Annotated in this window: 29 protein-coding genes; 14 read left to right on the top strand and 15 right to left on the bottom strand. The window is 67.5% G+C overall.

The window, feature by feature from the left end; genetic code table 11:
* Positions 1 to 10: 10 nt before the first annotated feature.
* From pseI to ACTOWL_RS31840, 4 genes are all read right to left on the bottom strand, one after another.
* Positions 11 to 1,057 carry a pseudaminic acid synthase gene (pseI, locus tag ACTOWL_RS31855; protein WP_441325315.1) on the bottom strand — a complete coding sequence of 349 codons (1,047 nt, stop codon included), beginning with the start codon at positions 1,055 to 1,057 and terminating at the stop codon, positions 11 to 13.
* Between the two features lie 69 nt (positions 1,058 to 1,126).
* A complete protein-coding gene (locus ACTOWL_RS31850; protein WP_441325314.1) occupies positions 1,127 to 1,447 on the bottom strand; it encodes a DMT family transporter in 321 nt (106 codons plus the stop codon).
* Positions 1,448 to 1,458: 11 nt separating this feature from the next.
* Positions 1,459 to 1,779, bottom strand: a complete 321-nt coding sequence (gene sugE / locus ACTOWL_RS31845; RefSeq protein WP_441325313.1) for a quaternary ammonium compound efflux SMR transporter SugE — start codon at positions 1,777 to 1,779, stop codon at positions 1,459 to 1,461.
* 24 nt (positions 1,780 to 1,803) lie between these two features.
* The gene (locus ACTOWL_RS31840; protein ID WP_441325312.1) at positions 1,804 to 2,355 is read right to left on the bottom strand and encodes a TetR/AcrR family transcriptional regulator; all 552 of its coding nucleotides are present in this window, start codon (positions 2,353 to 2,355) and stop codon (positions 1,804 to 1,806) included.
* A gap of 75 nt (positions 2,356 to 2,430) precedes the next feature.
* Between ACTOWL_RS31840 and ACTOWL_RS31835 the strand changes: the two genes are divergently transcribed.
* Entirely contained in the window at positions 2,431 to 3,066 is a 636-nt protein-coding gene (locus ACTOWL_RS31835; protein WP_441325311.1) for a hypothetical protein, read from the top strand.
* 20 nt (positions 3,067 to 3,086) lie between these two features.
* Here ACTOWL_RS31835 and ACTOWL_RS31830 read toward each other — a convergent pair whose 3' ends face one another.
* Positions 3,087 to 3,566, bottom strand: coding sequence for a nucleoside deaminase (locus ACTOWL_RS31830; protein ID WP_441325310.1), 480 nt, complete (start codon positions 3,564 to 3,566; stop codon positions 3,087 to 3,089).
* 224 nt (positions 3,567 to 3,790) lie between these two features.
* On the opposite strand from ACTOWL_RS31830, the gene ACTOWL_RS31825 reads away from it, so the two are divergent.
* The 3 genes from ACTOWL_RS31825 (at position 3,791) to ACTOWL_RS31815 (ending at position 5,869) form a co-directional block, all read left to right on the top strand.
* On the top strand, positions 3,791 to 4,522 hold the full coding sequence (locus ACTOWL_RS31825) for an NAD-dependent epimerase/dehydratase family protein (RefSeq protein ID WP_441325309.1): 732 nt from the start codon (positions 3,791 to 3,793) through the stop codon (positions 4,520 to 4,522).
* An 11-nt stretch (positions 4,523 to 4,533) separates the two neighbouring features.
* A complete protein-coding gene (locus tag ACTOWL_RS31820) occupies positions 4,534 to 5,046 on the top strand; it encodes a cupin domain-containing protein (protein WP_441325308.1) in 513 nt (170 codons plus the stop codon).
* 412 nt (positions 5,047 to 5,458) lie between these two features.
* Positions 5,459 to 5,869: a hypothetical protein gene (locus ACTOWL_RS31815; protein ID WP_441325307.1), complete on the top strand. Its 411-nt coding sequence runs from the start codon at positions 5,459 to 5,461 to the stop codon at positions 5,867 to 5,869.
* Between the two features lie 65 nt (positions 5,870 to 5,934).
* On the opposite strand, the gene ACTOWL_RS31810 is transcribed toward ACTOWL_RS31815, so the two are convergent.
* Positions 5,935 to 6,354 carry a hypothetical protein gene (locus ACTOWL_RS31810; RefSeq protein WP_441325306.1) on the bottom strand — a complete coding sequence of 140 codons (420 nt, stop codon included), beginning with the start codon at positions 6,352 to 6,354 and terminating at the stop codon, positions 5,935 to 5,937.
* A gap of 525 nt (positions 6,355 to 6,879) precedes the next feature.
* Between ACTOWL_RS31810 and ACTOWL_RS31805 the strand changes: the two genes are divergently transcribed.
* From ACTOWL_RS31805 to ACTOWL_RS31785, 5 genes are all read left to right on the top strand, one after another.
* Positions 6,880 to 7,287 carry a hypothetical protein gene (locus ACTOWL_RS31805; RefSeq protein WP_441325305.1) on the top strand — a complete coding sequence of 136 codons (408 nt, stop codon included), beginning with the start codon at positions 6,880 to 6,882 and terminating at the stop codon, positions 7,285 to 7,287.
* 18 nt (positions 7,288 to 7,305) lie between these two features.
* Positions 7,306 to 7,506: a hypothetical protein gene (locus tag ACTOWL_RS31800; protein WP_441325304.1), complete on the top strand. Its 201-nt coding sequence runs from the start codon at positions 7,306 to 7,308 to the stop codon at positions 7,504 to 7,506.
* 330 nt (positions 7,507 to 7,836) lie between these two features.
* On the top strand, positions 7,837 to 9,162 hold the full coding sequence (locus ACTOWL_RS31795; RefSeq protein ID WP_441325303.1) for a tyrosine-type recombinase/integrase: 1,326 nt from the start codon (positions 7,837 to 7,839) through the stop codon (positions 9,160 to 9,162).
* A 181-nt stretch (positions 9,163 to 9,343) separates the two neighbouring features.
* On the top strand, positions 9,344 to 10,174 hold the full coding sequence (locus ACTOWL_RS31790; RefSeq protein ID WP_441325302.1) for a hypothetical protein: 831 nt from the start codon (positions 9,344 to 9,346) through the stop codon (positions 10,172 to 10,174).
* A gap of 488 nt (positions 10,175 to 10,662) precedes the next feature.
* Positions 10,663 to 11,691, top strand: a complete 1,029-nt coding sequence (locus ACTOWL_RS31785) for a hypothetical protein (RefSeq protein ID WP_441325301.1) — start codon at positions 10,663 to 10,665, stop codon at positions 11,689 to 11,691.
* Here the strand turns inward: ACTOWL_RS31785 and ACTOWL_RS31780 are convergent.
* The 8 genes from ACTOWL_RS31780 to ACTOWL_RS31745 form a co-directional block, all read right to left on the bottom strand.
* Positions 11,688 to 12,167 (bottom strand): hypothetical protein, encoded by a 480-nt coding sequence (locus ACTOWL_RS31780; protein WP_441325300.1) that lies wholly within the window; start codon positions 12,165 to 12,167, stop codon positions 11,688 to 11,690. The genes ACTOWL_RS31785 and ACTOWL_RS31780 overlap by 4 nt on opposite strands.
* Entirely contained in the window at positions 12,160 to 12,342 is a 183-nt protein-coding gene (locus ACTOWL_RS31775; RefSeq protein ID WP_441325299.1) for a hypothetical protein, read from the bottom strand. Before ACTOWL_RS31775 ends, ACTOWL_RS31780 begins: the two co-directional genes overlap by 8 nt.
* Entirely contained in the window at positions 12,342 to 13,328 is a 987-nt protein-coding gene (locus ACTOWL_RS31770) for a phage major capsid family protein (protein ID WP_441325298.1), read from the bottom strand. Before ACTOWL_RS31770 ends, ACTOWL_RS31775 begins: the two co-directional genes overlap by 1 nt.
* A 91-nt stretch (positions 13,329 to 13,419) precedes the next feature.
* On the bottom strand, positions 13,420 to 13,725 hold the full coding sequence (locus ACTOWL_RS31765) for a hypothetical protein (protein ID WP_441325297.1): 306 nt from the start codon (positions 13,723 to 13,725) through the stop codon (positions 13,420 to 13,422).
* Positions 13,726 to 14,160: 435 nt separating this feature from the next.
* Complete coding sequence (locus ACTOWL_RS31760; protein WP_441325296.1) at positions 14,161 to 15,915, bottom strand: DUF3631 domain-containing protein; 1,755 nt, start codon at positions 15,913 to 15,915, stop codon at positions 14,161 to 14,163.
* Position 15,916: 1 nt separating this feature from the next.
* A complete protein-coding gene (locus ACTOWL_RS31755) occupies positions 15,917 to 16,795 on the bottom strand; it encodes a CHC2 zinc finger domain-containing protein (RefSeq protein WP_441325295.1) in 879 nt (292 codons plus the stop codon).
* Positions 16,796 to 16,987: 192 nt separating this feature from the next.
* The gene (locus ACTOWL_RS31750) at positions 16,988 to 17,203 is read right to left on the bottom strand and encodes a helix-turn-helix transcriptional regulator (RefSeq protein ID WP_441325294.1); all 216 of its coding nucleotides are present in this window, start codon (positions 17,201 to 17,203) and stop codon (positions 16,988 to 16,990) included.
* Positions 17,204 to 17,446: 243 nt separating this feature from the next.
* Positions 17,447 to 18,181, bottom strand: a complete 735-nt coding sequence (locus ACTOWL_RS31745) for a hypothetical protein (protein ID WP_441325293.1) — start codon at positions 18,179 to 18,181, stop codon at positions 17,447 to 17,449.
* A 235-nt stretch (positions 18,182 to 18,416) separates the two neighbouring features.
* Between ACTOWL_RS31745 and pbpC the strand changes: the two genes are divergently transcribed.
* From pbpC to ACTOWL_RS31725, 4 genes are all read left to right on the top strand, one after another.
* Positions 18,417 to 20,540: a penicillin-binding protein 1C gene (pbpC, locus tag ACTOWL_RS31740; RefSeq protein WP_441325292.1), complete on the top strand. Its 2,124-nt coding sequence runs from the start codon at positions 18,417 to 18,419 to the stop codon at positions 20,538 to 20,540.
* Between the two features lie 133 nt (positions 20,541 to 20,673).
* The gene (locus ACTOWL_RS31735) at positions 20,674 to 21,150 is read left to right on the top strand and encodes a MarR family winged helix-turn-helix transcriptional regulator (protein ID WP_441325291.1); all 477 of its coding nucleotides are present in this window, start codon (positions 20,674 to 20,676) and stop codon (positions 21,148 to 21,150) included.
* A 3-nt stretch (positions 21,151 to 21,153) separates the two neighbouring features.
* Positions 21,154 to 22,278, top strand: coding sequence for an HlyD family secretion protein (locus ACTOWL_RS31730; protein ID WP_441325290.1), 1,125 nt, complete (start codon positions 21,154 to 21,156; stop codon positions 22,276 to 22,278).
* On the top strand, positions 22,278 to 23,807 hold the full coding sequence (locus tag ACTOWL_RS31725; RefSeq protein ID WP_441325289.1) for a DHA2 family efflux MFS transporter permease subunit: 1,530 nt from the start codon (positions 22,278 to 22,280) through the stop codon (positions 23,805 to 23,807). Before ACTOWL_RS31730 ends, ACTOWL_RS31725 begins: the two co-directional genes overlap by 1 nt.
* Positions 23,808 to 23,810: 3 nt before the next feature.
* Here ACTOWL_RS31725 and ACTOWL_RS31720 read toward each other — a convergent pair whose 3' ends face one another.
* Positions 23,811 to 24,437, bottom strand: a complete 627-nt coding sequence (locus ACTOWL_RS31720) for a macro domain-containing protein (protein WP_441325288.1) — start codon at positions 24,435 to 24,437, stop codon at positions 23,811 to 23,813.
* A gap of 121 nt (positions 24,438 to 24,558) precedes the next feature.
* Between ACTOWL_RS31720 and ACTOWL_RS31715 the strand changes: the two genes are divergently transcribed.
* Complete coding sequence (locus ACTOWL_RS31715; RefSeq protein WP_441325287.1) at positions 24,559 to 24,816, top strand: ribbon-helix-helix domain-containing protein; 258 nt, start codon at positions 24,559 to 24,561, stop codon at positions 24,814 to 24,816.
* Positions 24,817 to 24,961 lie beyond the last annotated feature (145 nt).

Here is a 24,961-nt window from a genome sequence, read left to right as displayed (position 1 = left end):
CGCTTCTGCCTTACTCCACCATCGCCCAGGCCAGCGGCTCGCCGCGGGCGAGGTCGCGGCTGGCGCGGCGGCCCAGCACCTCCGGCAGGTGCTTCGGCGCCAGGCCGTAGCCCGGGCGGATCGACCGGACATTGGCCTCGGTCAGCGTCTCGCCGGCCTTGACGTCGCGGGTGACGTAGAGCGACCGGCGATAGACGATGTTGCCGGCCTCCGACCCCTTCAGGTCGTAGCGGATGTTGCCCAGCGCGGCCCAGGCCGCCTTGCAGTCCTCGACCAGCCGGGTGAACTCCGCCGGCTCCAGCGAGAAGGCCGAGTCCGGACCGCCATCGGCGCGGGCCAAAGTGAAGTGCTTCTCGATCACCGACCCGCCCAGCGCCACGGCGGTGACCGAGGCGGCCGTGCCCATGGTGTGGTCGGACAAGCCGCTGATCACGCCGAAGGTCTCGGCCAGGTTCGGGATGGTGCGCAGATTGGCGTCCTCCATCGGCGCCGGATAGGCGCTGATGCAGTGCAGCACCACGAGGCCGTCGGCGCCGCCCTTGCGCGCGGTGTTGATCACGTCCTGGATCTCGCCGAGATTGGCCAGGCCGGTGGAGATGATCATCGGCTTCTTCTTGCTGGCGATGTATTCGACCAGCTGCAGGTCCACCACCTCGAAGGACGCCACCTTGTAGGCCGGGGCGCCCAGCCCCTCCAGCAGGTCGACCGCGGTCTTGTCGAACGGGGTGGAGAAGACGGTGATGCCCAGCTCGCGCCCCTTGGCGAACAGCGCCCCGTGCCAGTCCCAAGGGGTCGAGGCCTCCTGGTACAGGTCGTACAGGCGCCTTCCGTCCCACAGCCCGCCCTTGATCCGGAACTGGTCGCCGTCATGGTCCAGGGTGATGGTGTCGGCGGTGTAGGTCTGCAGCTTGACCGCGTCGGCGCCGGTGGCCTTGGCGGCCTCCATCATCCGCAGCGCCCGGGCCAGCTCGCCATTGTGGTTGCCCGACAGCTCGCAGATCACATAGGGCGGGTGGTCGGGGCCGATCCGGCGGCCGGCGATGGACATCTCCTGCATGCGGGCAACCCTGGCCTGGCTGAAACGGCGCCAGTTGAGCCCAGGCGGGTGCGCAGGTCCAGCCTCTCGTCAGTGGGCGCCGCCCAGGTTCATCCCGACGATGCCGGCGATCACCAGCGCGACCGACGCCAGCTTCAGCACGGTCAGCGCCTCCTGGAACCACAGCACGCCGATGGCCACGGTCAGCGCGGTGCCGATCCCGGCCCAGATGGCATAGGCCAGGCTCAGCTCCATCCGCTTCAGGGTCAGCGTCAGAAAGCCGAAGGCGGCGCCGTAGAACACGAAGATCAGCACCGAGGGCAGCGGGTTGCGGAACCCGTCGGAGAGCTTCATGCAGACGGTGCCGGCGACCTCGAAGCCGATCGCGGCGAGCAGCAGGATCCAGGCCATGGGACGGGCCCTCAATGCGGGGTGACGAGCTTCAGCCCGATGATCCCGGCGACGATCAGGCCGATGCAGGCCAGCCGGGCGACATCGGCCGATTCGCCGAACAGGTAGATGCCGAGGATCGCGGTGCCGACCGCGCCGACACCGGTCCAGACCGCATAAGCGGTGCCGATCGGCAGCGTCTTCAGCGCCAGGCCCAGCAGCACCAGGCTGACGATCATCGCCGCCGCGGTCGCCACGCTGGGCCACAGGCGCGAGAAGCCCTCGGTGTATTTCAGGCCGATCGCCCAGCCGATCTCGAACACCCCGGCGATGATCAGGATCACCCAAGCCATGACAGCAACTCCTTGGATTGAAGGTCAGGCGCCCGGCCGCGTCATCGCGTCCAGGCGCTGCAGCACCGCCGCCCGGTCCGCCGGGTCGACGGCGCGGATGCCGAACACCTCGTTCAGCCACAGCCCGTCCGCCGCCAGCCGGACGATGGCGGCCAGGACCGGGTCGATCCCGTCCGCCCGCTGCTGCTCGACCCAGCCGGCATATTGCTTGGCATAGGGGGCCATCAGCGCCGGGTCGTAGCCCAGGGCGGCGATCAGCGCCGCCTCCCGCGTCGCGTCGCGGTCGTCCGGGGTCCCCGGCGGCGGGAAGGCGGCGCCGAGATAGGCGCGGGTCCAGGTGCCCGGCTTGCCGTCCGCGGCGCCCAGCCGGTCCATGCGCTCCTGCATGCAGGCGCCGATCCGCGCGATCATGGCGCGGATCAGCGCCTCCTTGCTCTCGAAATGGTAGATCAGCCCGCCCTTGCTCAGGCCGGCCGCCTCGGCGACCGCGTCCAGCGTCAGGGCCGGAACGCCGCGCTCCAGCACCACCTGCTCGGCGGCGGCCAGGATCCGGGTCTTGGTGTCGGGTGTGCTCATGACGGCGACTATACCGACTGGTCGGTATAGTCACAATCCGCGGACGGGGCATGGCGGCCATGCCATGATGCCGCAATGGCCCATCGCAACCGCGTCACGCCCTTCGGCGAGATCGTCGCCGACCCCGCCCGCGGCACCATGCTGGGCAATCGCGGCGTGATCCACGATGCCGAGGGCCGCATCCGCCGGCCGTGGTCGACCACCCGCTGGATCTGCTGCCGGCTGGCGTTCAAGGGCTGGTGGCGGCCGGTGATGCAGCCGGACCGCTGGACCCATCTGTTCTTCCTGGACGAGGCGGTGGCGATCGCCGCCGGCCACCGCCCCTGCGCCGAATGCCGGCGCGAGGCCTATAATGCCTGGCGCGCCGCCTGGGCCCGGGCCCACGGGCTGGCCGCGCCGCCGCTGGCCGACGCCATGGACCGGGTGCTGCAGGCCGCCCGGATCGACCCCGCCACTCGCCGGCAGCGCGTGGTGCTCCATCCTGCGGCCGATCTGCCGGACGGGGCGATGGTGGCGCTGCCCGACGATCCCGGCGGCGCCTGGCTGGTGCTGGGCGGCGGGCTGCGCCGCTGGACTTCGTCAGGCTATGCTGAATCCAGACCGCGGCCCTCCGGTCGGGTCGGCCTGCTGACCCCGCTGCCCAGCGTCGCCGTCCTCGCCGCCGGCTATCGGCCGCAGTTGCACCCTTCAGTCGCCGCGGTGCCCTCCTGAGCCGCTCCGGTCCGGCGGTATCACCAGAAGCCGGCGTGGACGGCGCGGGCCTCGTCCTCGAGCAGCGGCCCGACGACCTCGATGGTCCGCAACGCGATGGCCACCACGTCGCGGCACGGTATGTCCCTGCCACGGCTGCCGTCGGCCCGCCTCGGCGTCAGGGCATAGAGCCCGGCCTGCGACAGCCCGTAGACGATCCGGCCGACCTTCACGATCCGCGCCGCCGCGGCGCACATCGAGCATGGCTCGGTGCTGGCGTAGAGGGTACAGCGGCGCAGCAGCTCCGGCTCGAACCGGCCGGATGCCAGGGTCAGCAGGTTGCGCTCGGCATGACCGGTCAGGTCGCGGCCGGTGACGATCGTGTTCTCACCTTCCAGCAGGACCTCTCCGGCCGGGCCGACCAGGACGGCGCCGAAGGGATGGTTGCCCTTCTCGCGAGCGCGCCGCGCTACTGCGAGGGCGTGGCGAAGATACGTCTCATCATGGGCGGAACTCGGCATGGCTGCGTCCTCGGCTGCGGAGTGGCCCCGAGTCTGCCGGGTCTCCTATTCCTGTTCCACCTCGCCGCCCTCCGCCGCCACCGCAGCGAGCCAGCGCCGGATCACGGCCTCCTCGACACGCCGCTGGCCAATGTGCCGGGCCACCGCTTCTACTATCGCTGCGGCCTGCTCGCGACCGCGCTGCGCTTCGGCCTGCCGCTGGCCCGAGACGATAGGAGGACCCGATGCCGTCCAGGATCTTTCTCGCCGGCGCCGGCGGCGCCGTCGGCCGCCGCCTGGTGCCGCTGCTGTGCCAGGCCGGGCACCAGGTCTTCGGCACCACCCGCGACCCGGCCAAGGCCGAGGCGCTGCGCCGGCTCGGCGCCCAGCCCGTGGTGGTCGACGTGTTCGACGCCTGGGCCCTGCTCCGCGCCGTCGCGGCGGCGCGGCCGGAGGTGGTGATCCACCAGCTGACCGACCTGCCGCCCGGCCTCGACCCCGCGCGCATGGCCGAGGCCGGGCCGCGCAACGCCCGGATCCGCAGCGAGGGCACGCGCAACCTGGTCGCGGCCGTGCGCGAAGTGGGCGCCCGCCGGCTGATCGCCCAGAGCATCGCCTGGGCCTACCGGCCGGGCACGCCACCCTATGCCGAGGACCACCCGCTCGACCGGCCGGCCGACGGCAGCCGGCGGGTCAGCATCGACGGCGTGGTGGCGCTGGAGACGCAGGTGCTGCACACGCCGCCGTTCGAGGGCGTCGTGCTGCGCTACGGCCAATTCTACGGCCCGGGCACCGGCTTCGATGCGCCGCCGGCGCCGGGGTCGGTGCATGTCGACGCCGCGGCGCAGGCGGCGCTGCTGGCGGTCGACCGCGGCCGGCGCGGCATCTTCAACATCGCCGAGCCGGGCGGCCCGGCCCTGGTCGAGAAGGCGGTGCGCGAGCTCGGCTGGGACGCCGGGTTCCGGCTTCCGGGCTGAGGGGAACGATCATGTCCGCTTTGCATCCCGGCCCGCAGCCGATGCGGCTGATGCTCCTGGGGACCGGCGGCGCGGCCCTGGTCGCGCTCGCGGCGCTGTGGGGGACCCGGCCGGCCGATGGTCCCGCCGCACCGCTGATGCCGGCCCATGTCCACGCCCAGGCCGATGCCGGCGCGGCGCCGGGCGCCCGGCCGGCGACGCTGGTCAAGCCGCTGTCCTGCGAGGCGCTGCCGAACTCGCCTGGCACGTCGATCACCACCGCCACGGTCGACTTCCCGCCCGGCGCCTACACCCCGGCGCACCGCCACCCCGGCTCGGTCACCGCCTTCGTGATCAGGGGCGCGGTGCGGTCGCAGCTCGCCGGCGGCCCGCCGCAGACCTTTGGGCCGGGCACCACCTGGTTCGAGCCGCCGGGGGCGCTGCACCTCTTCGCCGAGAACGCCAGCGCCACCGAGCCGGCGCAGATCCTCGCCGTCTTCGTTGCCGACGACAATTGCGGCCCGCTGGTGATCCCGGAGACGTAGGCCAAAAGGCGGGATGATTGATGCGGCCGTCCCGCGGTGCGCAGCAATCGACCCGAAGTGGAAGCTCAAGCCAGCCGAATAGCCAGTTCATCCCCTTCAGGGCAGACCTTCCTGACGCCAGGCGCAGCCGTCAGGGTTGACGGTGCTGCAGAAATACGAGGTACATTGCGACCTAATCTTATAGAGGCGTCATTCGAATGAAGAGATTTGTCGTCACGGCTCTGGCGGTAACGGAGTATCGTCCGCAGCGATTGCCGGCAAAATCGAAGACGGACTGAAAGTTTGCGCCGATACCGATGATGATCGCGCCAGACTAGCTTGCTACGACCTTCTCGTGAGAACTGAGCTCCCGGGAGCGAAGACGGCAGCTCCTTCGGAAGATCGGTGGAAGCACGAAATCGAGAAGGACGGCATGACGGATTTCGAGAACTCGTATTGGACTGTTTCTGCCGAAGGCAAAGTGCCTGGCCAAATCAGTGGCGCCGTCGTTCCGGTCTTCACGATTGCCTGCAAGAATGTAGTCCCGGAGATTTATGTAAATTGGCGGAGGTTTGTCACCAGCGGCGGAATCGATCATAGGACCCGTTTGACCTTTCGGGTTGACAGCTACCAGGCTGTCGCCACCGACTGGACTATGTCTTCGAATTATGAGGCGACGTTCGCTCTGGATCCATCGGCAACCGCGAGAGCCTTGAGGCGAGGAGAACGACTCCTGGTTTCGACAGTCCCCCACGGCGACAACGAAATTGCAGCATCGTTCAACATCGCGGGTGTTGATCGGGTGCTCGAAGACGTATCGAAGCGCTGCGATTGGAAACCCTGATTGCTCCTCCGGAACGACCCATTCCACATGGCAGCTTCCGACCCCTTCCGGACGGTTCGGCTTACTCAGACACAAAGAGCGAAGGCCTTGTTGAGGGCCGCCGCGACCAGCCGATTTGAATCTGATGCCCCCTCGAATGCAGCACTTGGGAGGAGCGCAAAAGATCCGTCTTGGGCCCGGAGGTGTGGTTCTAGCGTCAGTCGTCCCGCGGTAGTTGCAATATGGACGTATTTGGACTTCTGTGCGAACTGCCTCCACGACTTTGAAGCAGTGGCTTTCAACAGGGGAGCTGTGAGGCTCTTCCAATCGGTTGGGTGGGACGAGCCGGTCAGCGACAGCGCCGACGCGCCCATGATCGTGCGACCTATGCTTTCACAATCGGATGCATCGACAACGACGACGGGCTCCTGGAAGATAAATCCTCCGTGGATCAGTTCCGTCCAGGGATGGATCACCACTTTGGTTTCATAGGCGTACGTGGCCACGTCCCCCATCGCGCGCTCCATTCTCGCAGGTGGGCTCCTTCCCACCACGGCGCATTTATAGATCAATCTTGGTTCTGACCGCTTTCCGCGCTTAGAAGGCGGTCGGGCGTTTGCCAAAGCACTTGCTCCGCCGTGCCAAACGCACGCCCGGCCATAGAGAGTCCCACAACCTTCCTTGTCGTCGCGAAGCGCGCTCCTCGGACTCGATCCGGGGGCGGCGATCCAGGATGGCGCCGCCCGCACCGGCCCCAGGACGAGTTGTAAACGCAATGTTCATTGCGCCGGCGCTCCCGTGTTGTTCATGATACGTTCCATGGAGAAGGCGCCAGAGGATCTCGACGTCCAGGCCTATTGCCGCGGCCTCGCGCTGCAGCAGGTCCAGATGCTCACGCGCCTGGCCGAGATCGCCATGCAGCTGGCCGAGGCCGAAGGCGTCCGTGCCGTCGCTGCCCAGGCCCGCGCCGCCCAGCCGAAGGCCGACGAGGCCGCGGTGGAGGCGGCCCGGCCGAGGCGCAGGAGGCCGGGATGGCCTTCGGCCGGTTCTCCCGCTCGGTGCAGCGCTCCCTCGCCCTGCGCAGCCGCGCCGCCGCCGACCTCTGCGCCGGCGACAAGGCCGACCGAAAGGCCCGCCGCGCCCGCCAGCGCAACCATGTCACCTCGGCCCTCCACGCCCTGATCTGGGACCCGGACCTGGCGCCCGAGGAGCACGACAAGGCCGAAGAGCGCACCGACGATCTGCAAGAGCGGCTCGACGCGCTCTACGACGACGAGGAGGACCGGATCGAGGACCGGGCGGTCGGCTCGGTCATCGCCGGCCTGGCCTGCAGCCTCGAGCTCTCCGACGAATGGCGCCGCCGGGCCTCGGACTGGTCGGACCCGCCCCATCCGCCACCGCTGACCGGCACCGTGGCCGAAACCAAGGAGCGGCGCTAGGCCCGGCTGGTCGACCTGATGAAGCAGCCGCTCCGCTACGTGGATCGCGACGAGATCCCCGCGCTGAAGGCCGGGATCGAGGCCCGGCTGCAGGAGCCCGATATCCCGGCACTGCTCGACGCCGAACCGCCGATGCGGGTCGCCGAACGCCTTTGCCGATCGCTCGGCCTCGAGCCCTATTCCGATCTCGACTGGGCGGACAAACCCGACACCGGGTGACCGGCTGGCGAGGCTGGCCGGATGGGCCGGAGCCACCCCCTCACCCGAAATCGCTGCACGATTTCGACCTCTCCCCGAGGGAGAGGTATCGGAGCAGCGCGTTCTGTTTCCCTCTCCTCGGGGAAAGGCGGGAAGGCCGTTTTTGCCCTGTTGTGGGACGTTGTGGGAAGTCTAGGTAGAGCCATCGGAGCGCCTGTTTCCTAACCTGATTCAATCACATAACCAGAGCCGCCATGTTGCGGGAGGTTGTGGGAGATAACTGGTGCTTATCCTTGCTGTGCTTACGCAGCGACGGTATCCTGGCGCACGTAAGCACACAAGGGTACGACGATGCCGACCCTGACCAAGACCCTGATCGACGACACCAAGCCGGGCGACCAGGACCTGTTCCTCTGGGATGAGGACGTGAAGGGCTTCGGCTGCCGGATCACGCCGGCCGGCGTGCGCAGCTTCGTCGTGCAATACAGAGCCGGCCATGGCCGCGGCGCGCCGTCGCGGCGCTACACCATCGGCAAGTTCGGCTCGCCCTGGACGGTCGTGACCGCACGCCGGGAGGCCCGCCGCCTGCTCGGGCTGGTGGCCGCGGGCGAGGACCCACAGGCCGACCGGATGGCTCAGGCGAAGGCCGAGCAGGCCAAGCGCGAGAAGGCACGCGCCGCCGCCAAGGACACCGGCCGGGCGCATCTGGTCGAGGGCTCGGTCGCCTGGGCCTATAGCCGCTTCAAGACCAAGCACCTGTCGCATCTGCGCTCTGGCGGCGAGATCGCGCGGGTGATCGAGAAGGACGTCGTGCCGGAATGGGGGGCGACGACCATGCTGGCCGAGATCCGCAAGAGCGATCTGCTCAAGGTCGGCGACCGGCTGATGAAGCGGAACGCCCCGGCCCAGGCGAACCGGACCATCGCCGCCGGCCAGCACCTACTGAATTGGGCCGAGGAGCACGACCTGATCGCCACCTCGCCGGCCCAGCGGGTGCCCCTGCCATCGCCCAAGGTGAAGCGCGACCGGCATCACACCGACAACGAGATCCGCTTGATTTGGCGGGCCTCGGAGCGGCTGGGCTATCCCTACGGCAAGGCGGTGCAGATGATCGCCTTGACCGGCCAGCGCCGCGAGGAGGTCTCGGCCATGGAATGGTCGGAACTCGACCTCGACGGCGACGATCCGCTGTGGACCATCCCGCCAGCCCGGTCGAAGAACGAGAAGCCGCATCTCGTCCATCTGGCGCCAGAGGCCGTGGCCCTGCTGCGGGCCTTGCCGCGCAGGACCGACAAGGCTGGCAAGGCGAGCGTCTACGTGTTCTCCAGCCTCGGCTCCAGGCCGTTGACCGGCTGGTCTGGGAAGCGTCGGGAGTTGGCCGCGCTGATCCGCAAGATCCTTGTGGAGGAGGGTGCCGAGGGCGCGGATCTGCCGCGCTGGGTCTTGCACGACTTCCGGCGCACCATCACCCACGGCATGGCCCGGCTGAAGGTGCCACCGCACATCTCGGACAAGATCTTGAACCACACCGATGGCGAGATCAGCGGCGTCGCCGCGGTCTACAATCTGTACGAATATTACAGCGAGCGGTCCGAGGCTCTGCACCTCTGGGCCAAGCGGGTGATGCAGATCGTCGGCGGCAATATCGTGCCGCTGCGCCCTGCGGTGGTCTCCTGACACGCGCGCACCCCGGCGACTCCGTCCAGTGACCCGTGAGTACCATTTGACTGGGTGCTTTGATACTCTTGGGTCAGAGATACGAATTTACCGCCCTGCCACTCGTCCGCGCTCCAGGGGCTATCCGACCGTCAGAATATCGCTATAGCGAACGCATTTTTAGAAAAACAGGAGAAGCGCATTGGCCTCCAACGTCACCGAGTTGCTAGTAACAACTCCATTCTACTCTCCTATAGAATTAGGAGATACCGGCGAGCCCATATTTGAACAACTGGTTTTCGGAAGTATTGTCATTGACTGCCACTGTACTGAATGTGGGAAGGATTCTACCTTCCGGAGGGACTCCCTAGCTTCAAATGGCGGCGGCGCAGGGAGTGGCGTAGTGACCGTCGCAGTAGCGAAACAGACCATTAAAATCATTGAAGGAAATACTATTAATATAGAATTGTATTGTGCCAGAAATCATGCGCATAAGATGAGATATTGGTTTACAGTTCAGAAAGGAAAATTAATCAAGATTGGCCAGTATCCCTCGATGGTCTCAATATCCAGGGGAGGCCTGAGAAAATACAGCAAGGTTATATACGATGGTGGCATTCGCGAGCTGGAGTCAGCCATGACCTTAGCGACGCATGATCATGGCATTGGAGCTGTTGTGTATCTTAGAAGAATAATCGAGCATCTTCTTAATAATCATGCAAAATTAGCGAGAGAAAATGGAACATTTGATGCCGACATTGAGCGACTAGATATTCCACAGCGAATCGAGGCATTGCGAGATACCTTGCCAAGGTTTCTATATGAAAATAAGACTATATATGGAATTCTCAGCAAAGGTGTTCACGAGTTATCGGATGAGACCTGTATGCAGTATTTTCCAATGCTTCTGTCCTCTATATTACTCATATTGGAACAAGAGCTTTCAGAAAGACAAAGAATTCTCAAAGAAGATGTTCTAAGAAAAGAAATACACAAGCTTAGCTCTGCGTTGGGATCGAGCAAGACCGACTGACGACGCCAACGCGTGGCGCCGGCCAGGGTTTCGGATGGTCGTCGAGCGGCAAACCGCCGCCCAGTCGAGACCGGGCATCGCCAACAAGTCGGCCGGCAGTGGATCCCGGCCCTTCTCGCATCGATCCTTCCCAGGCACCAGGATGCGCTTGCGGTGCCGCCGGGGTTGGCTTGGGGATGCAGGCGAGAGACCGCGGGGTCTCAAGGGCTTCGGCATCGGGTTGCCCCCCGGTCGGGATAGTGCGGCGTCCAAATCGAGATAGCCCGCGCCGCCCCCGGCCCGACGGGGCCAAGTTTCGCGAGGCCCCGCCCCCTTCGAGCCTCCATGCCTTGTCAGACTGATGGGCGATGCCTCTTGGTCGGATTCGACCCTTAGCCGGTCGCGCAACATGACATCAAAACTCTGATATGCAACAGCTGCGTCATAGGATCGGATTCGGTGGCGCGGATAGCATCGCTTAGACCCAAAGGCCGATGAGGCAGACTGAGATGGCAATGGTGACAAAATCCGCCCGGCAATTGTTCCGCTATAAGATTGCGGATTGCGACGTGTCTGATCGAGGCAGATTGGCGGAGTTCCGGCAGAAGCTTGAGCAATGGGACGAGTTGCTAAACGGTGACGAGGCCCATGCAATTTCCGGTCAGTTTAGCGATATGCTATGGCAAGATGCGGCCTGGAGATCGGCAAATGAGGCGCGGCGCTTTGCCCAAGCCGATGGCCCCAATGCGTCCGTGGCTCCGCTCCTCGCTGCCATGCTCGACCGAGGCTATGTCGCAGGGCAGGTGATCGCCATAAGCCGGCTTCTTGAATGGTCGAATCCTAAGCACCCGAAGAAGGGTGTAATCTCACTGCGGCGCGTCGTGGACGAGATGAGACTCGCCCGCGATCTAATAACGCGTGAAAACTTCGTCGCTCAAGATGCCCTTCCCTACGACTGGGAGGCAGCGCAGACCGTCGAAATCACGAAGATGGTGGCAGATGCCAATGAAAGCGGTGGTGTGACCTCAACGTGGATGGACACCACCGGACCCAATGCGTGGGACGCGGCGAAAAGACAGCATGAGCTTTTCGATAAAATTTCTGGCGTTACGCCCGCAACGCGCGATCGATCGGACTTAATCGAAATTGCCTTCTTTGACAGACTTGACGCCTTTTTGGGCGATCAAGTATTCGAAGACATCCTCGCGCTCAGGAACAAGAGTATTGCACACGCGGCCGATTCCTTCTCGCGCGCTCAGGCTGCGGGGCTTCGTGCTGGCATGAAACTCGATGAATATGCTAAAGCCCACTATCTACTATTTTCAGTCTATCATGGACTGTCAGTGGTCTTGCTGGGGCAATGGCGCGGTGCGGCGGTCCCAATCCCGCAGTATGATCAATTTGCGCATCTTGAAGATCCTTTCATCGCGGCCAAGCGTTTACCAGACCTGCAAGCCTTCTGGGAGGCTCATAACGACGAGCGCGAGGGATGGATAGACAAAGCCTACCGTGCAGTCGTGCCTGACCGGCCCTTCTAATCTCTACGGGTCTTGCCCACATGGGCGTCGAGGCGCAAGCGCAGTTCGGCCAGTTCCTCGGCGAGCGCCTCGTCGCGCACCCTGGCCTCAAGGTCGGCCGCGACGAAGATCGCGGCATCCGAGGCGGCGAGCGTGTCGAGCGTCTCAGTCGTGAAGCGCAGCGCTTTCTTGGCGGCGGGAGCGCGGTCGGCCGTTGCCTTCTCCAGGGCATCGGCCAGCACCTCCGCGGCACGCTGTCGGCTTTGCTCCTGCGTCGGGAACACGGTCCGAGCGGTGGGGGCTGGCGTGGCGTGCCGGGCCGTGGCAACGGGGCGGGCACGACGCCTGGGCTCGGGGTACAGGACCCAGTGGCCGCTGCCGACGCCGGGCGCGTAGCCGGTCTGCAACAGCGACAGCCAGCGCCTGCCGTTGTGCCAGACGACGGAGCCGGGCGCGAAGGTCGCGCCGGGCCAGTATCGTTTGATCGGGTCAGCCATGGGCCTGCTCCAACTGCTCGACCCTGCGGCGCAGCGCGGCGATCTCCTCGCGCAACTGCTCCGCCGATTCATCGATCCGGCTGTCCAGGGATTCGTCCTTCTGGGCCAGCTTGGTCGGTGTCCAGTACGCCGCATCGCGGATCGCGTGCTCCGCCTCGGTCAAGGGCTTTGCCATTAGGTCGTACCTCCAAAGTTGAGTCCGGTGAGCTGGGCCGCGGCGTTGGATCGGATCTTCTCCAGCGCGTACCAGACCTCGCACCTCAGCGCCGCCGAATCCGTCGCCCAGAGCGACACCAGTGCAGCCGGCCCATCGATGGGATCATCGGCCATTTGCAGGGTGGCGTGATTGGCGCTGTCGAGCACCGCGAGATCGATCGTTCCCGCGAGTCCGGCCGCGTCGACCAGGATCATCTCGCCGGCCGCGAGGGTGTCTGTGACCAGGAACGGCACGCCGATCAACTCGCCGCCGTTCGGGCTCGTGCCTGGATAGGCGGGGGCGCCGGAGGTCGTGGTCGCGGTCGAGAAGCCATTGGCCATCTCGGCGTCGCCCATCCAGTAGAGGCGGCCGGCGCCCGTGGTGTTAACGGCGCTCAGCATCGCCCTCAGGTCGTCGGCGATCTGGGCAGGGGTCGAGCCGCTGGAGACGATTGGTGTCACCCCCTCGCTGATGGTGGCCATGAAGGCGTCGTCGAGCGCGGCGGTGACGGCACCCTTCAGCTCGGCCGCCAGCAGGGCGGCGGCGCCAGGCGTGGTCGAGCGGGCCAGCTCGGCGCCGGTGACCACAACGGCCGTGGCCCTTTTCGGTTGGGTCTGATCGGCCGTCAGGGTCAAGCGGCTGATCAGCTTCGGCTTGCCCTCGGCCGGGGCCGAGCCGGTCGCGCCGGTGGTGGTGACGGCGATGGCGATGCCGATCGGGATGACCCGCAGCGCGCGATCCTCGAATAGCCTGACGAAGACACTGGCCGGCCGGAGGGATTCGATGAAGCTGTCCGACACCATGCGATAGCCGGACAGGGCGCCGGCCCAGGCAGGGTCGCTGATGGTGCCGGCGGCGACGGCGGCGCGCAGGATGCGCGCGGCCCTTGACTCCGGCTGGGCCCCTTCGACGAACAGCGCCGCGGCCAGGGGGTCGCCCCGGCCGGCCAGGAGGGCACGGGCCAATAGATGGAATTCAGCGGGCAACGGGGTCGGGGCCACGGGCAGGGTCCTCGATGGTGGCGATGGTCCATCGTGGCTCGGCCGGGCAGGTGGGTCATTCCGGGTTCATACCGATCCGATCGGGCTGCCCGTTCTCGAAGCGGCCCTGCTCGATGTATTGGGCGATGTCGTGCAAGCGATAGGAGACCCGCCCCTTGTCCCAGCCGCGGGCATAGTGCGCGGGGCCCTGGCCCAGCTTTCGCCATTGATCGAGGGTCTGGGGAGCGACCCGCAGCAGCCGGGCGGCGGTGTCGCGATCCACCCGATCATCGCCGGTCAGCACCGCGTCGGCCTCCTCGCGCAGGGCCCGGCGCAGGAGATCGACTGTCATGGCGATGCGGTCGGCAGGGGGCATGGTCACGTCACCCGTGTCACCTTGATTGCATTCGTGGGCCGGCGCGCTCCGGCGGCCCTGCAGGGGCCTCGGGCCGCAGGGCCGCTAGGTGGTGGCCCCGCGGCGGCCCGGCCCTGTGCGGCCCGCTGTGCGCGGTCTTCGTCTCCATGTCTGTCTCCTCCAGTTGGTGCCCGGCATCGTGGCCGGGCGGTTTCCCCGTCCGCGCTGGACGGGATCTCGGCCATGGTCAGCTCGCCTTTCCCTCACCGTCCTTCCTACCCCCTCCTTTATCCGTGACATCCGTGACATCGTTGATTTTGCTTGTCTTTTTGCGATTCTCTATCCGTGACAGGTCACGGATGCGTTCCCCCGTGTCACGGATGAAACGCGGCCGCAAAGCCGCAGAAACGCTGGGTTGTCACGGATGTCACGGATAAAGGGGGGTAGGAGGGAAGGGCTCTCTCATGGGCAGTAGCGATCCCACGCCTCGGCGAAGGCGTCGCGCTCGTAGCCCTTGGCTTTCGGCTGGGAATCGAACCGGATCGTCTTCGGCCGGATCTCGAACCGGCGCAGCCGGCTGGCGAGGCCACGGACGGTCAGGGCCCGACCGCGCTCGATCTCGCCCCACGGCATCGTCTCCTCGCCGATCAGGGACTCGATCAGATCGGCTGAACTCAGCTTCTCGACCTGGCGATCGTAGAACACCGCCTTGATGTCGATCAGGAGCTGGACCCCCAGCTCCGCCGCCTCCAGGTCGTCGCCCTGGCCGCACAGGACCGAGGCGGCGCTGCGGGCGCGCACGGGCCAGTCACCGCCGATCCTGTCGGCAATGGCGAGGAGGGGGCGCCAGTTGTCGGCGGCACGGTCGTTGAGCCCAGCCGGGATGCTGGGGTCGGTGTCCTTCAACCGCGTCAGGTGGTCGGCGGCCCAGCGCGCCGCCTTCCGGGCCAGGACATGCAGGCTCGCCTGCCCGGCGCGGAACCGCTCGACCGATTCCGAGGCTTTGCGCCGCCGCATTGGGATCATCACCGCCCGGTCCTCGATCGTCGCATGGACCCGGCCGATGGCGGCGATGGCGAGCGGCGCTGACACCATGAAGTAACGGGGCTCGAAGTCATTCCCGACGCACCGCACGATCTTGCCGCCACGGAGATGGCCGCCGTTGATGATGGCGCGGACATCGTCGTCGCCATGCCCCGAGGCGTCGAATTCGTCGACCAGCAGGCAGGGCGACGCCTTCTCGATGGTCCTGAACAGCGCCGCTGCCGTCACCGACACGACATCGAGAGGCCTGGGCACGAGATCGGCCAGCACCCGGAGCGCCGTGCTCTTGCCGCACCGCTTCACCGGCGACGTGAACAGCAGGCGGGGGGTGTGTTCGGCGGCGTCGAAGGCATGGGCGTGCATCACCCACAACGCCATCGCCACCGCCGCCTCCTTCGGCATGACCAGACAGGTCAGGATGGTATCTACGAGATCATCGAGCAGCGCCGCGCCGTCGACGGCATAACCCCAGGGGGCGGGCTCCGGCAGGACCAGGGACCGGCCCTGCGGCTCGTGGTCACCTCGTGCCTTGCGGGCGCCGCCGGCATTGGTCGTCCTGTCGTGCCCATTGGCCTGGGCCATGCCCTCGTCCGGGGCGGCCTCCGCATCTGTCGGCTGATCCGACTGCTCGATCGGCGCCTCCTGGGCCGGCTGGTCCGGCTCCTCGGGCTGGGCCTCGGGATCGGACGGCACCTCCGCCGCTGGAGGCGGATCGACACCGTTGACCTTGGCCTTGGCCTTGGCCTTGGCCCTGGTCTTCGCCTTCTTGGGCCGGTGGCGCTGCGGTCGCGGGCTGGGCTCGGCAGGCGCCTCGACCACCAGCTCGACCGTCGTCTCCTCCGCGGCCGGAGCCGGCATCTCGGCGGCGCCATTGGCCGACAGCCAATACTCCTCGCCGGTCTCGGTGTCGCGGACCAGCCCCTTGTTTGGCCCAAAGGTGTCCACCGCGATCCGGTCGCCCTCGAACAGCAGCAAGCCGCTCGGCGCCTGCGCGAAGGGGTGGCCGAACCGCGCGATGGCGATGGCCTTGATCTCCTCCGTCGTCAGGCTCCCCTGGCCGGGATCGTGTCCGTTCTGCTGTTCCCGGCGCATCTGGTCCCACTGCTTATCAGCGGATTGCAGGATCTCGGCCGGGTCCTCGTTGTACCGGCTGTTCGGGTCTGCCTTCGTCATCTCACATCCCCTTCTTCTTCGTGTTGATTGCGACCTCACGGCCTGCCGCCCGCCACCGCCGGGCACACGTCTCGGCCGCTTGCATTCCGGTCGGATCGGGATCGGCGAAAATGGTCAGTGCCTCGATGCCGGCGAGGATCGGAAACCGCTCGATGCCGCCGGCTGTGGCGCAGGCCCAGATCGGAGCCCAGCCCGAGGCCAGCACCGCCAGGCCGTCCTCGACCCCCTCGGTGATGCCCAAGCCCTCGGTCGTCTCGCTGCTGGCCGACAACGGCACGACGGCGGCCTTGCCCAGCATCTTGCGGCTCAGTTTGTGGCCCTGGTCGTCGAGATGGAATCGGTGGATGCCGCACGGCGTGTCCGACACCGGGTTGACCATCAGCGCCAGCATCTCGCCGCGCCGCCTGTCCCACCCCAGGCAGTGCTCGCGGCCGGCCAGCACCTCGGCGGGGAGGCCCCGATCCTGCACCAGGTACACTTCGGCCAGCGTGCCCAGGATCGGCCGGGCCTGGGCCCAGCGCGCCAGGGCCCAGGCGATCCGCTCGGCCTCGCCGGCCTCGTCCTGGCGGGCGTAGGGCTGGGCTGGCGAGAGCGGTGGCGACACCGGCAGCGCAGCCCGGCCCGACACCAGCTTGACGGCCTCGCGCACGCTGATCCCGTGATAGCCGCGCAGGAAGTCCACGCCGTCGCCACTGGCACCACAGCCAAAGCAGAAGAATCGCTGATCCGGGAAGATCGTGAAGCTCGGGGTCGAGTCCTGATGGAACGGGCAGCAGGCCGTCCAGTTGGGGCCCGAGCGCGCTACCTGGATGTGGGCCGCGATCAGGTCGTGCAGCGGCAGGGCATCGCGCAGAGACCTGAAGTCGATCTGCCCGCTCACCGCCGGGCTCCATGGCCGATCAAGTCGATGCGGTGCCTTGCGGCGGGGGCAGCGAGCGCGGTATCCTGGTGCCGTTCCAAGGCTTTGTCATCCGCGTCTCCCCCCGCCGTCCGGCTCCCATCCGGGCGGCGTTTTTCTTCGGGCGGCGTCTTCACGACGTGACCCTCCTTGCTGTCTTGCTGTTGTTGGGGATCAGGCGACCTCGTCCGAGACGCGCTCGCTGGTCGAGGTCCGCATCCCGGCCTCAAAGAATTCGTCGATCCAGGATTTGCGATACCAGACCAACCTGCCGCGCTTCGTGTAGCGCGGGCCCTCACCGCGGACCCTCCACTGATCGAGGGTGGGCTTCGACACGCCGGCGTACTCGACGACGTCGGGCACCCGCATCCATTCCGGCCAGGTCTTCATGATCAGCCTCTCTGTATTGCTTCAGGAAACATCCTGCGCTCAGAGGCTGCGGCAAATAATGGTTGATGAAAAGATGAAATCAATCGATCGGCCAATACTCGCCTATCGAATGCCTATCGAATGCCAATCGATTGGCCGAGCGGAATCTGGATCGAGGATTTCTGCGGTGTTCAGAGCAATTGGCGGGACGGGCGATCCGCCAATCGAATGCCAATCGATTGGCCGATCGAATTCGGCAGTGCCCTAGTAGGGCTGGCCGGGCTTAGTCCAGGAGTCGTCGCGGCGCCCCTCGGTCTCCTCGATCGCCAGCCTCCAGGCGGTGCGGGCGCCGTTCATGAGCAGGTCCGATCGGCCGTCCATGAACTCCTTGAGGTACTGGTCCCTGGTCTTGCCGGGCTCCTTAGCCCCCGCCAGCATCCGCCGGACCAAATCGTCCTTGCAGGCGGTTATCGCCGCCGCCGTCGACACCCGCCGGGTCAGAGCCGGGGGATCGGCTGCGGCCTGTGCCGCCGTCGTCGATGCCGGGCCATCAGACAACTCAGTTGCCCCTTGCTCCTGCCCAACATCGGCGGGAGCCGGGAACGGTATAATGTCGTCGTCGCCCCGCTCCGGATCGGGCAGGTCCTCGTCGGCGCCGATCCGAACCCTCACCGGCATTGAGACCCGCATGCCGGCGTCCATCCAGGTTCGGAACCGAGCCTCCTCGATGATGTCGCTGCGCTCGGCCGGCAGGCTCTTGCCCATGCGCCGCGCCTTCCGCCAGAAGGTCATGGAGACGGGCTGGTAGCCGCTCGGGTCCCAGCTCGTGTAGGCGATCCTCCAGCGATCCGCCATGAGGTAGCCATAGGCCAGCGCCAGCAGGAGGCGCGCCTCCGCCTCGGCCTCGCTCAGGCCCTTCTCCTCGCACAGCATCCACACCGCGTCCAGCAGGTAGATGAAGCCCGCCGGGGGCCCGCCTGGAACCGAATCGTCAACCATGCCAGGATGATGCCGAACCCGCGTCCGACCGTCACCCATGTCGCCCAATGCCGCGCTTCCGCGGTGCTTATATGACCCGCGATGCCTCGCCGAAAGCCGCAGAAATGCTAGGTCTCTTTCTTCTCGGGGAGAGGGAGGGGCCCGGCGCCGCAGGCGACGGGAGGGTGAGGGGGAGAGCCGGCTCCTCTCCTCGCTCCGGCCATCAATCCGCCACCGGCTGCGCTAGACTAGCGGCATGACAGTGGCTCGGGGCATCTGGCGGCGGATCGCGATCGGGGCGGGGGCGGGCATCGCGCTCGCCGCGCTGCTCGTCGCCACGGCGCTGTGGCTCGACGCGCGCTACCCGCCGGTGCTCGACCGCTATCTCGACCGCTCCGCCATCGTGCTCGACAAGGACGGGCAGCTGCTGCGCGCCTTCACCGCCCGCGACGGCACCTGGCGGCTGCAGGCGACGGTCGCGGACGTGTCGCCGCTCTACCTCGCCTTGCTGCAGGCCTATGAGGACAAGCGCTTCCGCCGGCATCTCGGCGTCGATCCGCTGTCGACTGCGCGCGCCTTCGGCCAGATGGTCCGGCATGGCGTCGTCGTCTCCGGCGCCTCGACCCTGACCATGCAGGCGGTGCGCCTGCTCGAACCGCGGCCGCGCACCCTCGGCTCCAAGCTGATCGAGATGGCGCGGGCGCTGCAACTCGAGGCGCATTACTCGAAGGACGAGATCCTCGGCATCTACCTGACGCTGGCCCCGTTCGGCGGCAATCTCGAAGGCGTGCGCGCCGCCTCGCTGGCCTATTTCGGCAAGGAGCCGAAGCTGCTGACCCCCGGCGAGGCGGCGCTGCTGGTGGCGCTGCCGCAATCGCCGACCCGGCTGCGGCCCGACCGCTTCCCGCAGGCGGCGCGGGCGGCGCGCGACCGGGTGCTGCTGCGCGTCGCCGCCGCCGGGGCGCTGGACCCCGAGGCGGCGCGCGAGGCGACCGAGCAGCCGACCCCCGCGTCCCGGCAGCCGCTGCCGTTCCGGGCGCCGCACCTGGCCGAACGGCTGCTCGCCGACAACCGCGGCCAGGAGGTGCTGCGCAGCACCATCGACGGCCGGCTGCAGGCGGGGCTGGAGGAGCTGGCCGACCGCTCGCTGCGCGGCCTCGACGCCAGCAGCAACCTGGCGGCGGCGGTGGTCGAGAACGCCACCGGGCGGGTGGTCGGCTATCTCGGCTCCGGCACCTTCTTCGAGGAGCGGCGCGACGGCCAGATGGACCTCGCCCGCGCCGTGCGCTCGCCGGGCTCGGCGCTCAAGCCCTTCATCTACGGCATGGGGTTCGAGGACCGGATCATCCTGCCGGAGACGGTGGTGCTGGACCTGCCGATGCGCTTCGGCGACTACGCCCCGACCAATTTCGACCCCGGCTACTCCGGCGAGGTCTCGGTGCGCGAGGCGTTGCAGCGGTCGCTGAACATCCCGGCGGTGCAGATGCTGGACCATGTCGGCCCGGCCCGCTTCGCCGCCCGGCTGCGCCAGGCCGGCGCGCCGCTACGCTTCGACGACCCAACGGTGCTGCCCAGCCTGGCCGTGGCGCTGGGCGGCGGCGGCACCACGCTGCTCGACCTCGTCCGCCTCTATGCCGGCATCGCCCGCGGCGGCATCCTGCCGGACCTGGTCTGGCGCGCCGACGCCCCGCCCTCCGGCAGCGACGGGCCGCACATCCTCGACGCCTCCGCCGCCTGGTACGTCACCGATATCCTCGCCTCGGCGCCGCCGCCGGTGGCGATGGCCGATCCCGGGCTGATGCGCGATGGCCGTCGCATCGCCTTCAAGACCGGCACCTCCTACGGCTTCCGCGACGCCTGGGCGATCGGCTTCGACGCCGAGCACACGATCGGCATCTGGGTCGGCCGGCCGGACGGGTCGCCCAGCCCCGACCGCTTCGGCCGCAACACCGCGGCGCCGCTGCTGTTCCGCGCCTTCGCCCTGCTGCCGCCGCCGGCCCGCGACGTGGTCGGCCCGGCGCCGTCCGGCACGCCGGTGCTGCGGGCGGAGGACCTGCCGCCGCGGCTGAAGCGGCTGGCCTCCGGCCCGGTCACGGTGGCGCCGCTGCCGTCGCTGGCCGGGCTCGAGCCCCTGGTCATCGCCTTCCCGGCCGACGGCGCGGCGGTGGAGCGGCCGCAGGACGGCGACCGCTTCGGCTCGCTGTCCCTGGTCGCCACCGGCGGGCGCCGGCCGTTCCTGTGGCTGGTCGACGGCAGGCCGATCCCGTCCTCGCCGCTGAAGCGCGACGCCGACTGGACCCCGCCGGGCCCGGGCGCCGCGCAGATCACCGTGATCGACGCCACCGGTGCCACCGCGACCGCGCGGGTGTGGCTGCGCTGAGAACCTGATCCTTCCGTCCCTGCTGCGCGAATTCCTGTCGGCAGCCCTGCGCTGCACCCATAGGTCTGTCATTTGCGGAGATCGGTCAGCGACCATATAGTAAGGCAGTTTACAGTCAGGTCGTTTAGTCTTTATGAGCGAGATCAAGCCTCTCGTCGGTCTCCACACCCTGATCAAGGATCTCGATCAGCTGCTGCGCCGCCGCTTCGACGAGCGGGTGCGCGCGGCCGGTCTGGACCTCACCCGGCCGCAATACCGGGTGCTGATCTTCCTTGATCGGAACCCCGGCATCACCCAGGCGCGTCTGGCAGAGCTGCTGGACGTCGAGAAGATGACCGTCACCGGCCTGCTCGACCGGATGGAGACCCGGGGCTGGGTCGAGCGCCGGCGCGATCCGAACGACCGGCGCGCCTATTCGCTGCATCTGCTGCCGCCGGCCCGGCCGGTGGTCGAGCTGCTCGAGTCGGTGATCGCGCAGTGGCAGGACGACTACAGCGCCCGGCTGCCGGCCGAGGTCATGGCCCGGCTGATCGGCGACCTGCAACTCCTGAAGACCAGGCTGACCTGTGAGTCCGATGAACCGGCGGCCGATGCCGCCAAGCGGTGCTGAGAAATGCCGGACGGTAGCAACGACACCACCCTGAAGCCTTCGCAGCAGGCGAGCGACACGCCGGCGCCGCCGCCGGTCAAGCCGCGCCGGCGCGGCCTGCGCCTGGTGCTGCTGGCCGGCGTGCCGCTGGTCGTGGCGGCGGTCGGGCTGGTGCTCTACGCCATGGGCGGCCGCTACGCGGGCACCGACAACGCCTATGTCCATGCCGACACGGTGTCGGTCGCGCCGGAGATCTCCGGCCGGCTGGTCGGCATCGACGTCGCCACCAACCAGCCGGTCCAGGCCGGGCAGGTGCTGTTCCGGATCGACGACCGGGCGCCGCGCTATGCGCTGGAGCGCGCCGAGGCCGCCATGCGCAGCGCCACCTTCGACTACCAGGGCATCAAGGCCAGCCTGGCCCAGGCGCGGGCGCTGCAGCAGGTGTCCGCGGCCGGCGCGGCCTATGAGCAGCGCGAGCTCGACCGCACCTCCGCCCTGGCCAAGAACGACAACGCCTCGCAGTCGGCGCTCGACCAGGCCAGCATCCTGCACACGGCGGCCGCGATCTTCGTCCAGGTGGCGCAGACCCAGATCGACGTCACCCTGGCCAAGCTCGGCGCCGACGAGAACCTGCCGCTGGAGAAGTACCCGCCCTATGCCCAGGCCGTGTCGGATCGCGACCAGGCCCAGCTCGACCTCGACCACACCCAGGTCAGGGCGCCCTTCGCCGGCATCGCCGCCAAGGCCGATGCGGTGCTGCCCGGGGCCATGGTCGCGGCCGGGACGCCGGTGCTGGCCGTGGTGCGGTCCGACAAGCTGTGGATCGACGCCAACCTGAACGAGACCGACCTGACCCATGTCGTGGTCGGGCAGCCGGTAACGGTCACGGTCGACACCTATCCGGGCGTGAACTGGAGCGGCAAGGTCGAAAGCCTGAGCCCCGCCAGCGGCGCCGAGTTCTCGCTGCTGCCGCCGCAGAACTCCAGCGGCAACTGGGTCAAGGTCACCCAGCGCATCCCGGTCCGCGTCGTCGTCGACACCGCCGGCAAGCCGCAGCTGCGCGCGGGCATGAGCGCCGAGGTCTCGATCGACACCGGCCATGTGCGCGGCCTGCCCTTCATCGGGGGCACCGCCTTCGGGGCGCAGTGATGAGCAACCCCGCTGAGGCCGTCCCCCATCGGGGAATGATCACGGTCTGCGTGATGCTGGCGACCATCATGCAGGCGCTGGACACCACCATCGCCAACATCGCCCTGCCCTACATGCAGGGCAATCTCGGCGCCAACCAGGACCAGATCAACTGGGTCCTGACCTCCTACATCGTCGCCGCGGCGATCATGACCCCGGTGACCGGCGCGCTGGTCAGCCGGATCGGCCGCAAGAACCTGTTCGTCATCGCGGTGGTCGGCTTCGTCGCCGCCTCGGTGCTGTGCGGCCTGGCCCAGAACGTGACCGAGATCGTCGGCTTCCGGCTGCTGCAGGGCGTGTTCGGCGCGCCGCTGGTGCCACTGTCGCAGGCCACGGTGATCGACATCAACCCGCCGGAGCGGCGCGGCCAGGCGATGGCGATCTGGGGCATCGGGGTCATGGTCGGGCCGGTCCTGGGGCCCGTCATCGGCGGCTGGCTGACCGACCACTATTCCTGGCGCTGGGTGTTCTACATCAACGTGCCGATCGGGGCCCTGGCGCTCGCCGGCATGCTGTTCTTCATGCCCGACAGCGGCCGCCAGGAGTCGAAGCGGTTCGACTGGCTCGGCTTCGGCCTGCTCAGCCTCGGCATCGGCGCCCTGCAGATGATGCTCGACCGCGGCCAGGACCAGGACTGGTTCAATTCGATCGAGATCATCATCGAGACGGTGCTGGCCGCGCTCGGCTTCTACATGTTCGTGGTGCATCTGCTGACGGCGGAGGCGCCGTTCGTCCGGCCGCGGCTGTTCACTGACCGCAACTTCGTGGTCGCGGTGGTCGTCATTTCCATCGTCGGCTCGATCTACTACGCCGTCATGGCGCTGGCGACGCCGTTCCTGCAGACCATGCTGGGCTATCCGGTGGTGACGGCCGGGCTGGTGATGGGGCCGCGCGGCATCGGCACCATGGCGGCGATGATGGTGGTCGGCCGGCTGATCGGCAAGGTCGACACCCGCCTGCTGCTGCTGCTGGGCCTGGCCATGATCATCGGCTCGCTGTGGCGGATGAGCGGCTACAACCTCGACATCTCGACCACCGAGTTCATGCTGGACGGGGTCATTCAGGGCGCCGGCCTCGGCCTGGTCTTCGTGCCGCTGTCGACCATGGCCTTCTCGACCCTGCCGCGGCTCTATCTCGACGAGGGCGCCGGCATCTACAGCGTGTCGCGCAACCTCGGCAGCTCGATCGGCATCTCGGTCGTGACCGCGCTGCTGACCCGCAACACCCAGGCGAACCACCAGTTGCTGGGCGAGCACGTCACCGCCTTCAGCCCGGCGGTGCAGCAGCTGCCGGAGATGATGTCCCCAGGCACCACGACCGGCCGCGCCATGATCGACCAGCTGGTCAACCAGCAGGCGTCGCTGATCGCCTATATCGACGACTTCAAGCTGCTGATGGTGCTGGCGATCGCGGCGATCCCGCTGCTGATCCTGCTGCGCAAGCCCAAGAAGGGAACCAGCGGGCCGGCGGTGCAGGTGCATGCGGACTGAGGGTCAGTACTGCAGCCGGGTCGGGCGGTCGGTGTACAGGCGCTGGTGCCGCTCGCTGGCTTCTGCCCAGCTTTTCGGCATCCGGTAGCCGTCCAGCAGGAATTCGTCGACCGCCGTCCGCATCTGTCGGGCGCAGATCTCGGCCGGAACCCGGCCGACGCCGGTTCCCATGCCCGGGAAGGCGATGGTGCGCACGCGGTCCGACAGGCGTTCCCCGGTGGGGAAGGTGCCGTGCCTCGTCAGCAGCAGCACGGCGCGGGTCGCCAGATAGGGATTGACCGTCTCGGGCCCCAGCACCATCGGCACCCGCATGGTCGGCGCGGCGATCAGGAAGGGTTGCGTCGGGTCGCCGGTCTCGACCACCTCGGCGCTGCCGATCGGCAGCTCGCCATGGTGGCGGTCCAGGATCAGGCGGCGGAGCCGGGTCTGGACCTCGACCCCGAACCGGTCGAGATACAGCGCGTCGATGCCACCATCCATGAAGCCGAAGCTGTTCGCCGGGCTGACCACGGCGTCGCAGGCGACATCGAAGATCGAGCCACGATGGACCCGGACATCGTCGAGACCGGCGAAAGCCGTCTCCCAGGCATCGGCGAGCCGGGTCTCCGTCGCGGCCAGAACGATCTTCATCGCGGACCTCTTCCGGTTGACCGGTGAAGCATACCGGATTCGGCCGCTATTCCGGGAACGCCGGCAGCAAATCGCACGGCTTGGGGTACTGTTTGGTAGAATAAGACGGCAGGAGGCGACCATGACCGTCAAGATCTCGATCTCGCTGACCGACGACCAGGAAGCCTATGCCCGCGGCCTCGTCGACAGCGGGCAGTACCCGAGCCTCAGCGCGGTGCTCCAGCGCGGGCTCGACATGCTGCGGCGCGATGATGAGATTCGTGAGACAGAGCTCCAGGCCCTCCGAACACTGATCGATCAGCGCCGGGCAGGACCCTTCGTGGATCTCGACGAGGGTGAAGCTGCGACCCGAAGGTTGCTGCAGCTGCGCGCGGACTAGATCCGTCGCGCTAATACAAGGTTGGGTTCGCATTCGCGAACCCAACATTGCGATGATGGTGTTGGGTTCGCTGTCGCGAGCCCACCCTACGGTGTGCCGAGCATGATCGACAGCTTGGAGGTGGAAGTCCTCTGTCCAGCCTGAT

The organism is Inquilinus sp. CA228, assembly GCF_052078665.1.
Taxonomy (GTDB): Bacteria; Pseudomonadota; Alphaproteobacteria; order DSM-16000; family Inquilinaceae; genus Inquilinus.
This window is presented reverse-complemented; position numbering and strand designations above follow the sequence as displayed.

What these genes read in the sequence shown, in the direction of transcription:
- pseI (WP_441325315.1), bottom strand. Translation starts at nt 1,057, where the DNA reads ATGCAGGAGATGTCCATCGCCGGCCGCCGGATCGGCCCCGACCACCCG.
- ACTOWL_RS31850 (WP_441325314.1), bottom strand. Translation starts at nt 1,447, where the DNA reads ATGGCCTGGATCCTGCTGCTCGCCGCGATCGGCTTCGAGGTCGCCGGC.
- sugE (WP_441325313.1), bottom strand. Translation starts at nt 1,779, where the DNA reads ATGGCTTGGGTGATCCTGATCATCGCCGGGGTGTTCGAGATCGGCTGG.
- ACTOWL_RS31840 (WP_441325312.1), bottom strand. Translation starts at nt 2,355, where the DNA reads ATGAGCACACCCGACACCAAGACCCGGATCCTGGCCGCCGCCGAGCAG.
- ACTOWL_RS31835 (WP_441325311.1), top strand. Translation starts at nt 2,431, where the DNA reads ATGGCCCATCGCAACCGCGTCACGCCCTTCGGCGAGATCGTCGCCGAC.
- ACTOWL_RS31830 (WP_441325310.1), bottom strand. Translation starts at nt 3,566, where the DNA reads ATGCCGAGTTCCGCCCATGATGAGACGTATCTTCGCCACGCCCTCGCA.
- ACTOWL_RS31825 (WP_441325309.1), top strand. Translation starts at nt 3,791, where the DNA reads ATGCCGTCCAGGATCTTTCTCGCCGGCGCCGGCGGCGCCGTCGGCCGC.
- ACTOWL_RS31820 (WP_441325308.1), top strand. Translation starts at nt 4,534, where the DNA reads ATGTCCGCTTTGCATCCCGGCCCGCAGCCGATGCGGCTGATGCTCCTG.
- ACTOWL_RS31815 (WP_441325307.1), top strand. Translation starts at nt 5,459, where the DNA reads ATGACGGATTTCGAGAACTCGTATTGGACTGTTTCTGCCGAAGGCAAA.
- ACTOWL_RS31805 (WP_441325305.1), top strand. Translation starts at nt 6,880, where the DNA reads ATGGCCTTCGGCCGGTTCTCCCGCTCGGTGCAGCGCTCCCTCGCCCTG.
- ACTOWL_RS31800 (WP_441325304.1), top strand. Translation starts at nt 7,306, where the DNA reads ATGAAGCAGCCGCTCCGCTACGTGGATCGCGACGAGATCCCCGCGCTG.
- ACTOWL_RS31795 (WP_441325303.1), top strand. Translation starts at nt 7,837, where the DNA reads ATGCCGACCCTGACCAAGACCCTGATCGACGACACCAAGCCGGGCGAC.
- ACTOWL_RS31785 (WP_441325301.1), top strand. Translation starts at nt 10,663, where the DNA reads ATGGCAATGGTGACAAAATCCGCCCGGCAATTGTTCCGCTATAAGATT.
- ACTOWL_RS31780 (WP_441325300.1), bottom strand. Translation starts at nt 12,167, where the DNA reads ATGGCTGACCCGATCAAACGATACTGGCCCGGCGCGACCTTCGCGCCC.
- ACTOWL_RS31775 (WP_441325299.1), bottom strand. Translation starts at nt 12,342, where the DNA reads ATGGCAAAGCCCTTGACCGAGGCGGAGCACGCGATCCGCGATGCGGCG.
- ACTOWL_RS31760 (WP_441325296.1), bottom strand. Translation starts at nt 15,915, where the DNA reads ATGACGAAGGCAGACCCGAACAGCCGGTACAACGAGGACCCGGCCGAG.
- ACTOWL_RS31750 (WP_441325294.1), bottom strand. Translation starts at nt 17,203, where the DNA reads ATGAAGACCTGGCCGGAATGGATGCGGGTGCCCGACGTCGTCGAGTAC.
- ACTOWL_RS31745 (WP_441325293.1), bottom strand. Translation starts at nt 18,181, where the DNA reads ATGGTTGACGATTCGGTTCCAGGCGGGCCCCCGGCGGGCTTCATCTAC.
- pbpC (WP_441325292.1), top strand. Translation starts at nt 18,417, where the DNA reads ATGACAGTGGCTCGGGGCATCTGGCGGCGGATCGCGATCGGGGCGGGG.
- ACTOWL_RS31735 (WP_441325291.1), top strand. Translation starts at nt 20,674, where the DNA reads ATGAGCGAGATCAAGCCTCTCGTCGGTCTCCACACCCTGATCAAGGAT.
- ACTOWL_RS31730 (WP_441325290.1), top strand. Translation starts at nt 21,154, where the DNA reads ATGCCGGACGGTAGCAACGACACCACCCTGAAGCCTTCGCAGCAGGCG.
- ACTOWL_RS31725 (WP_441325289.1), top strand. Translation starts at nt 22,278, where the DNA reads ATGAGCAACCCCGCTGAGGCCGTCCCCCATCGGGGAATGATCACGGTC.
- ACTOWL_RS31720 (WP_441325288.1), bottom strand. Translation starts at nt 24,437, where the DNA reads ATGAAGATCGTTCTGGCCGCGACGGAGACCCGGCTCGCCGATGCCTGG.
- ACTOWL_RS31715 (WP_441325287.1), top strand. Translation starts at nt 24,559, where the DNA reads ATGACCGTCAAGATCTCGATCTCGCTGACCGACGACCAGGAAGCCTAT.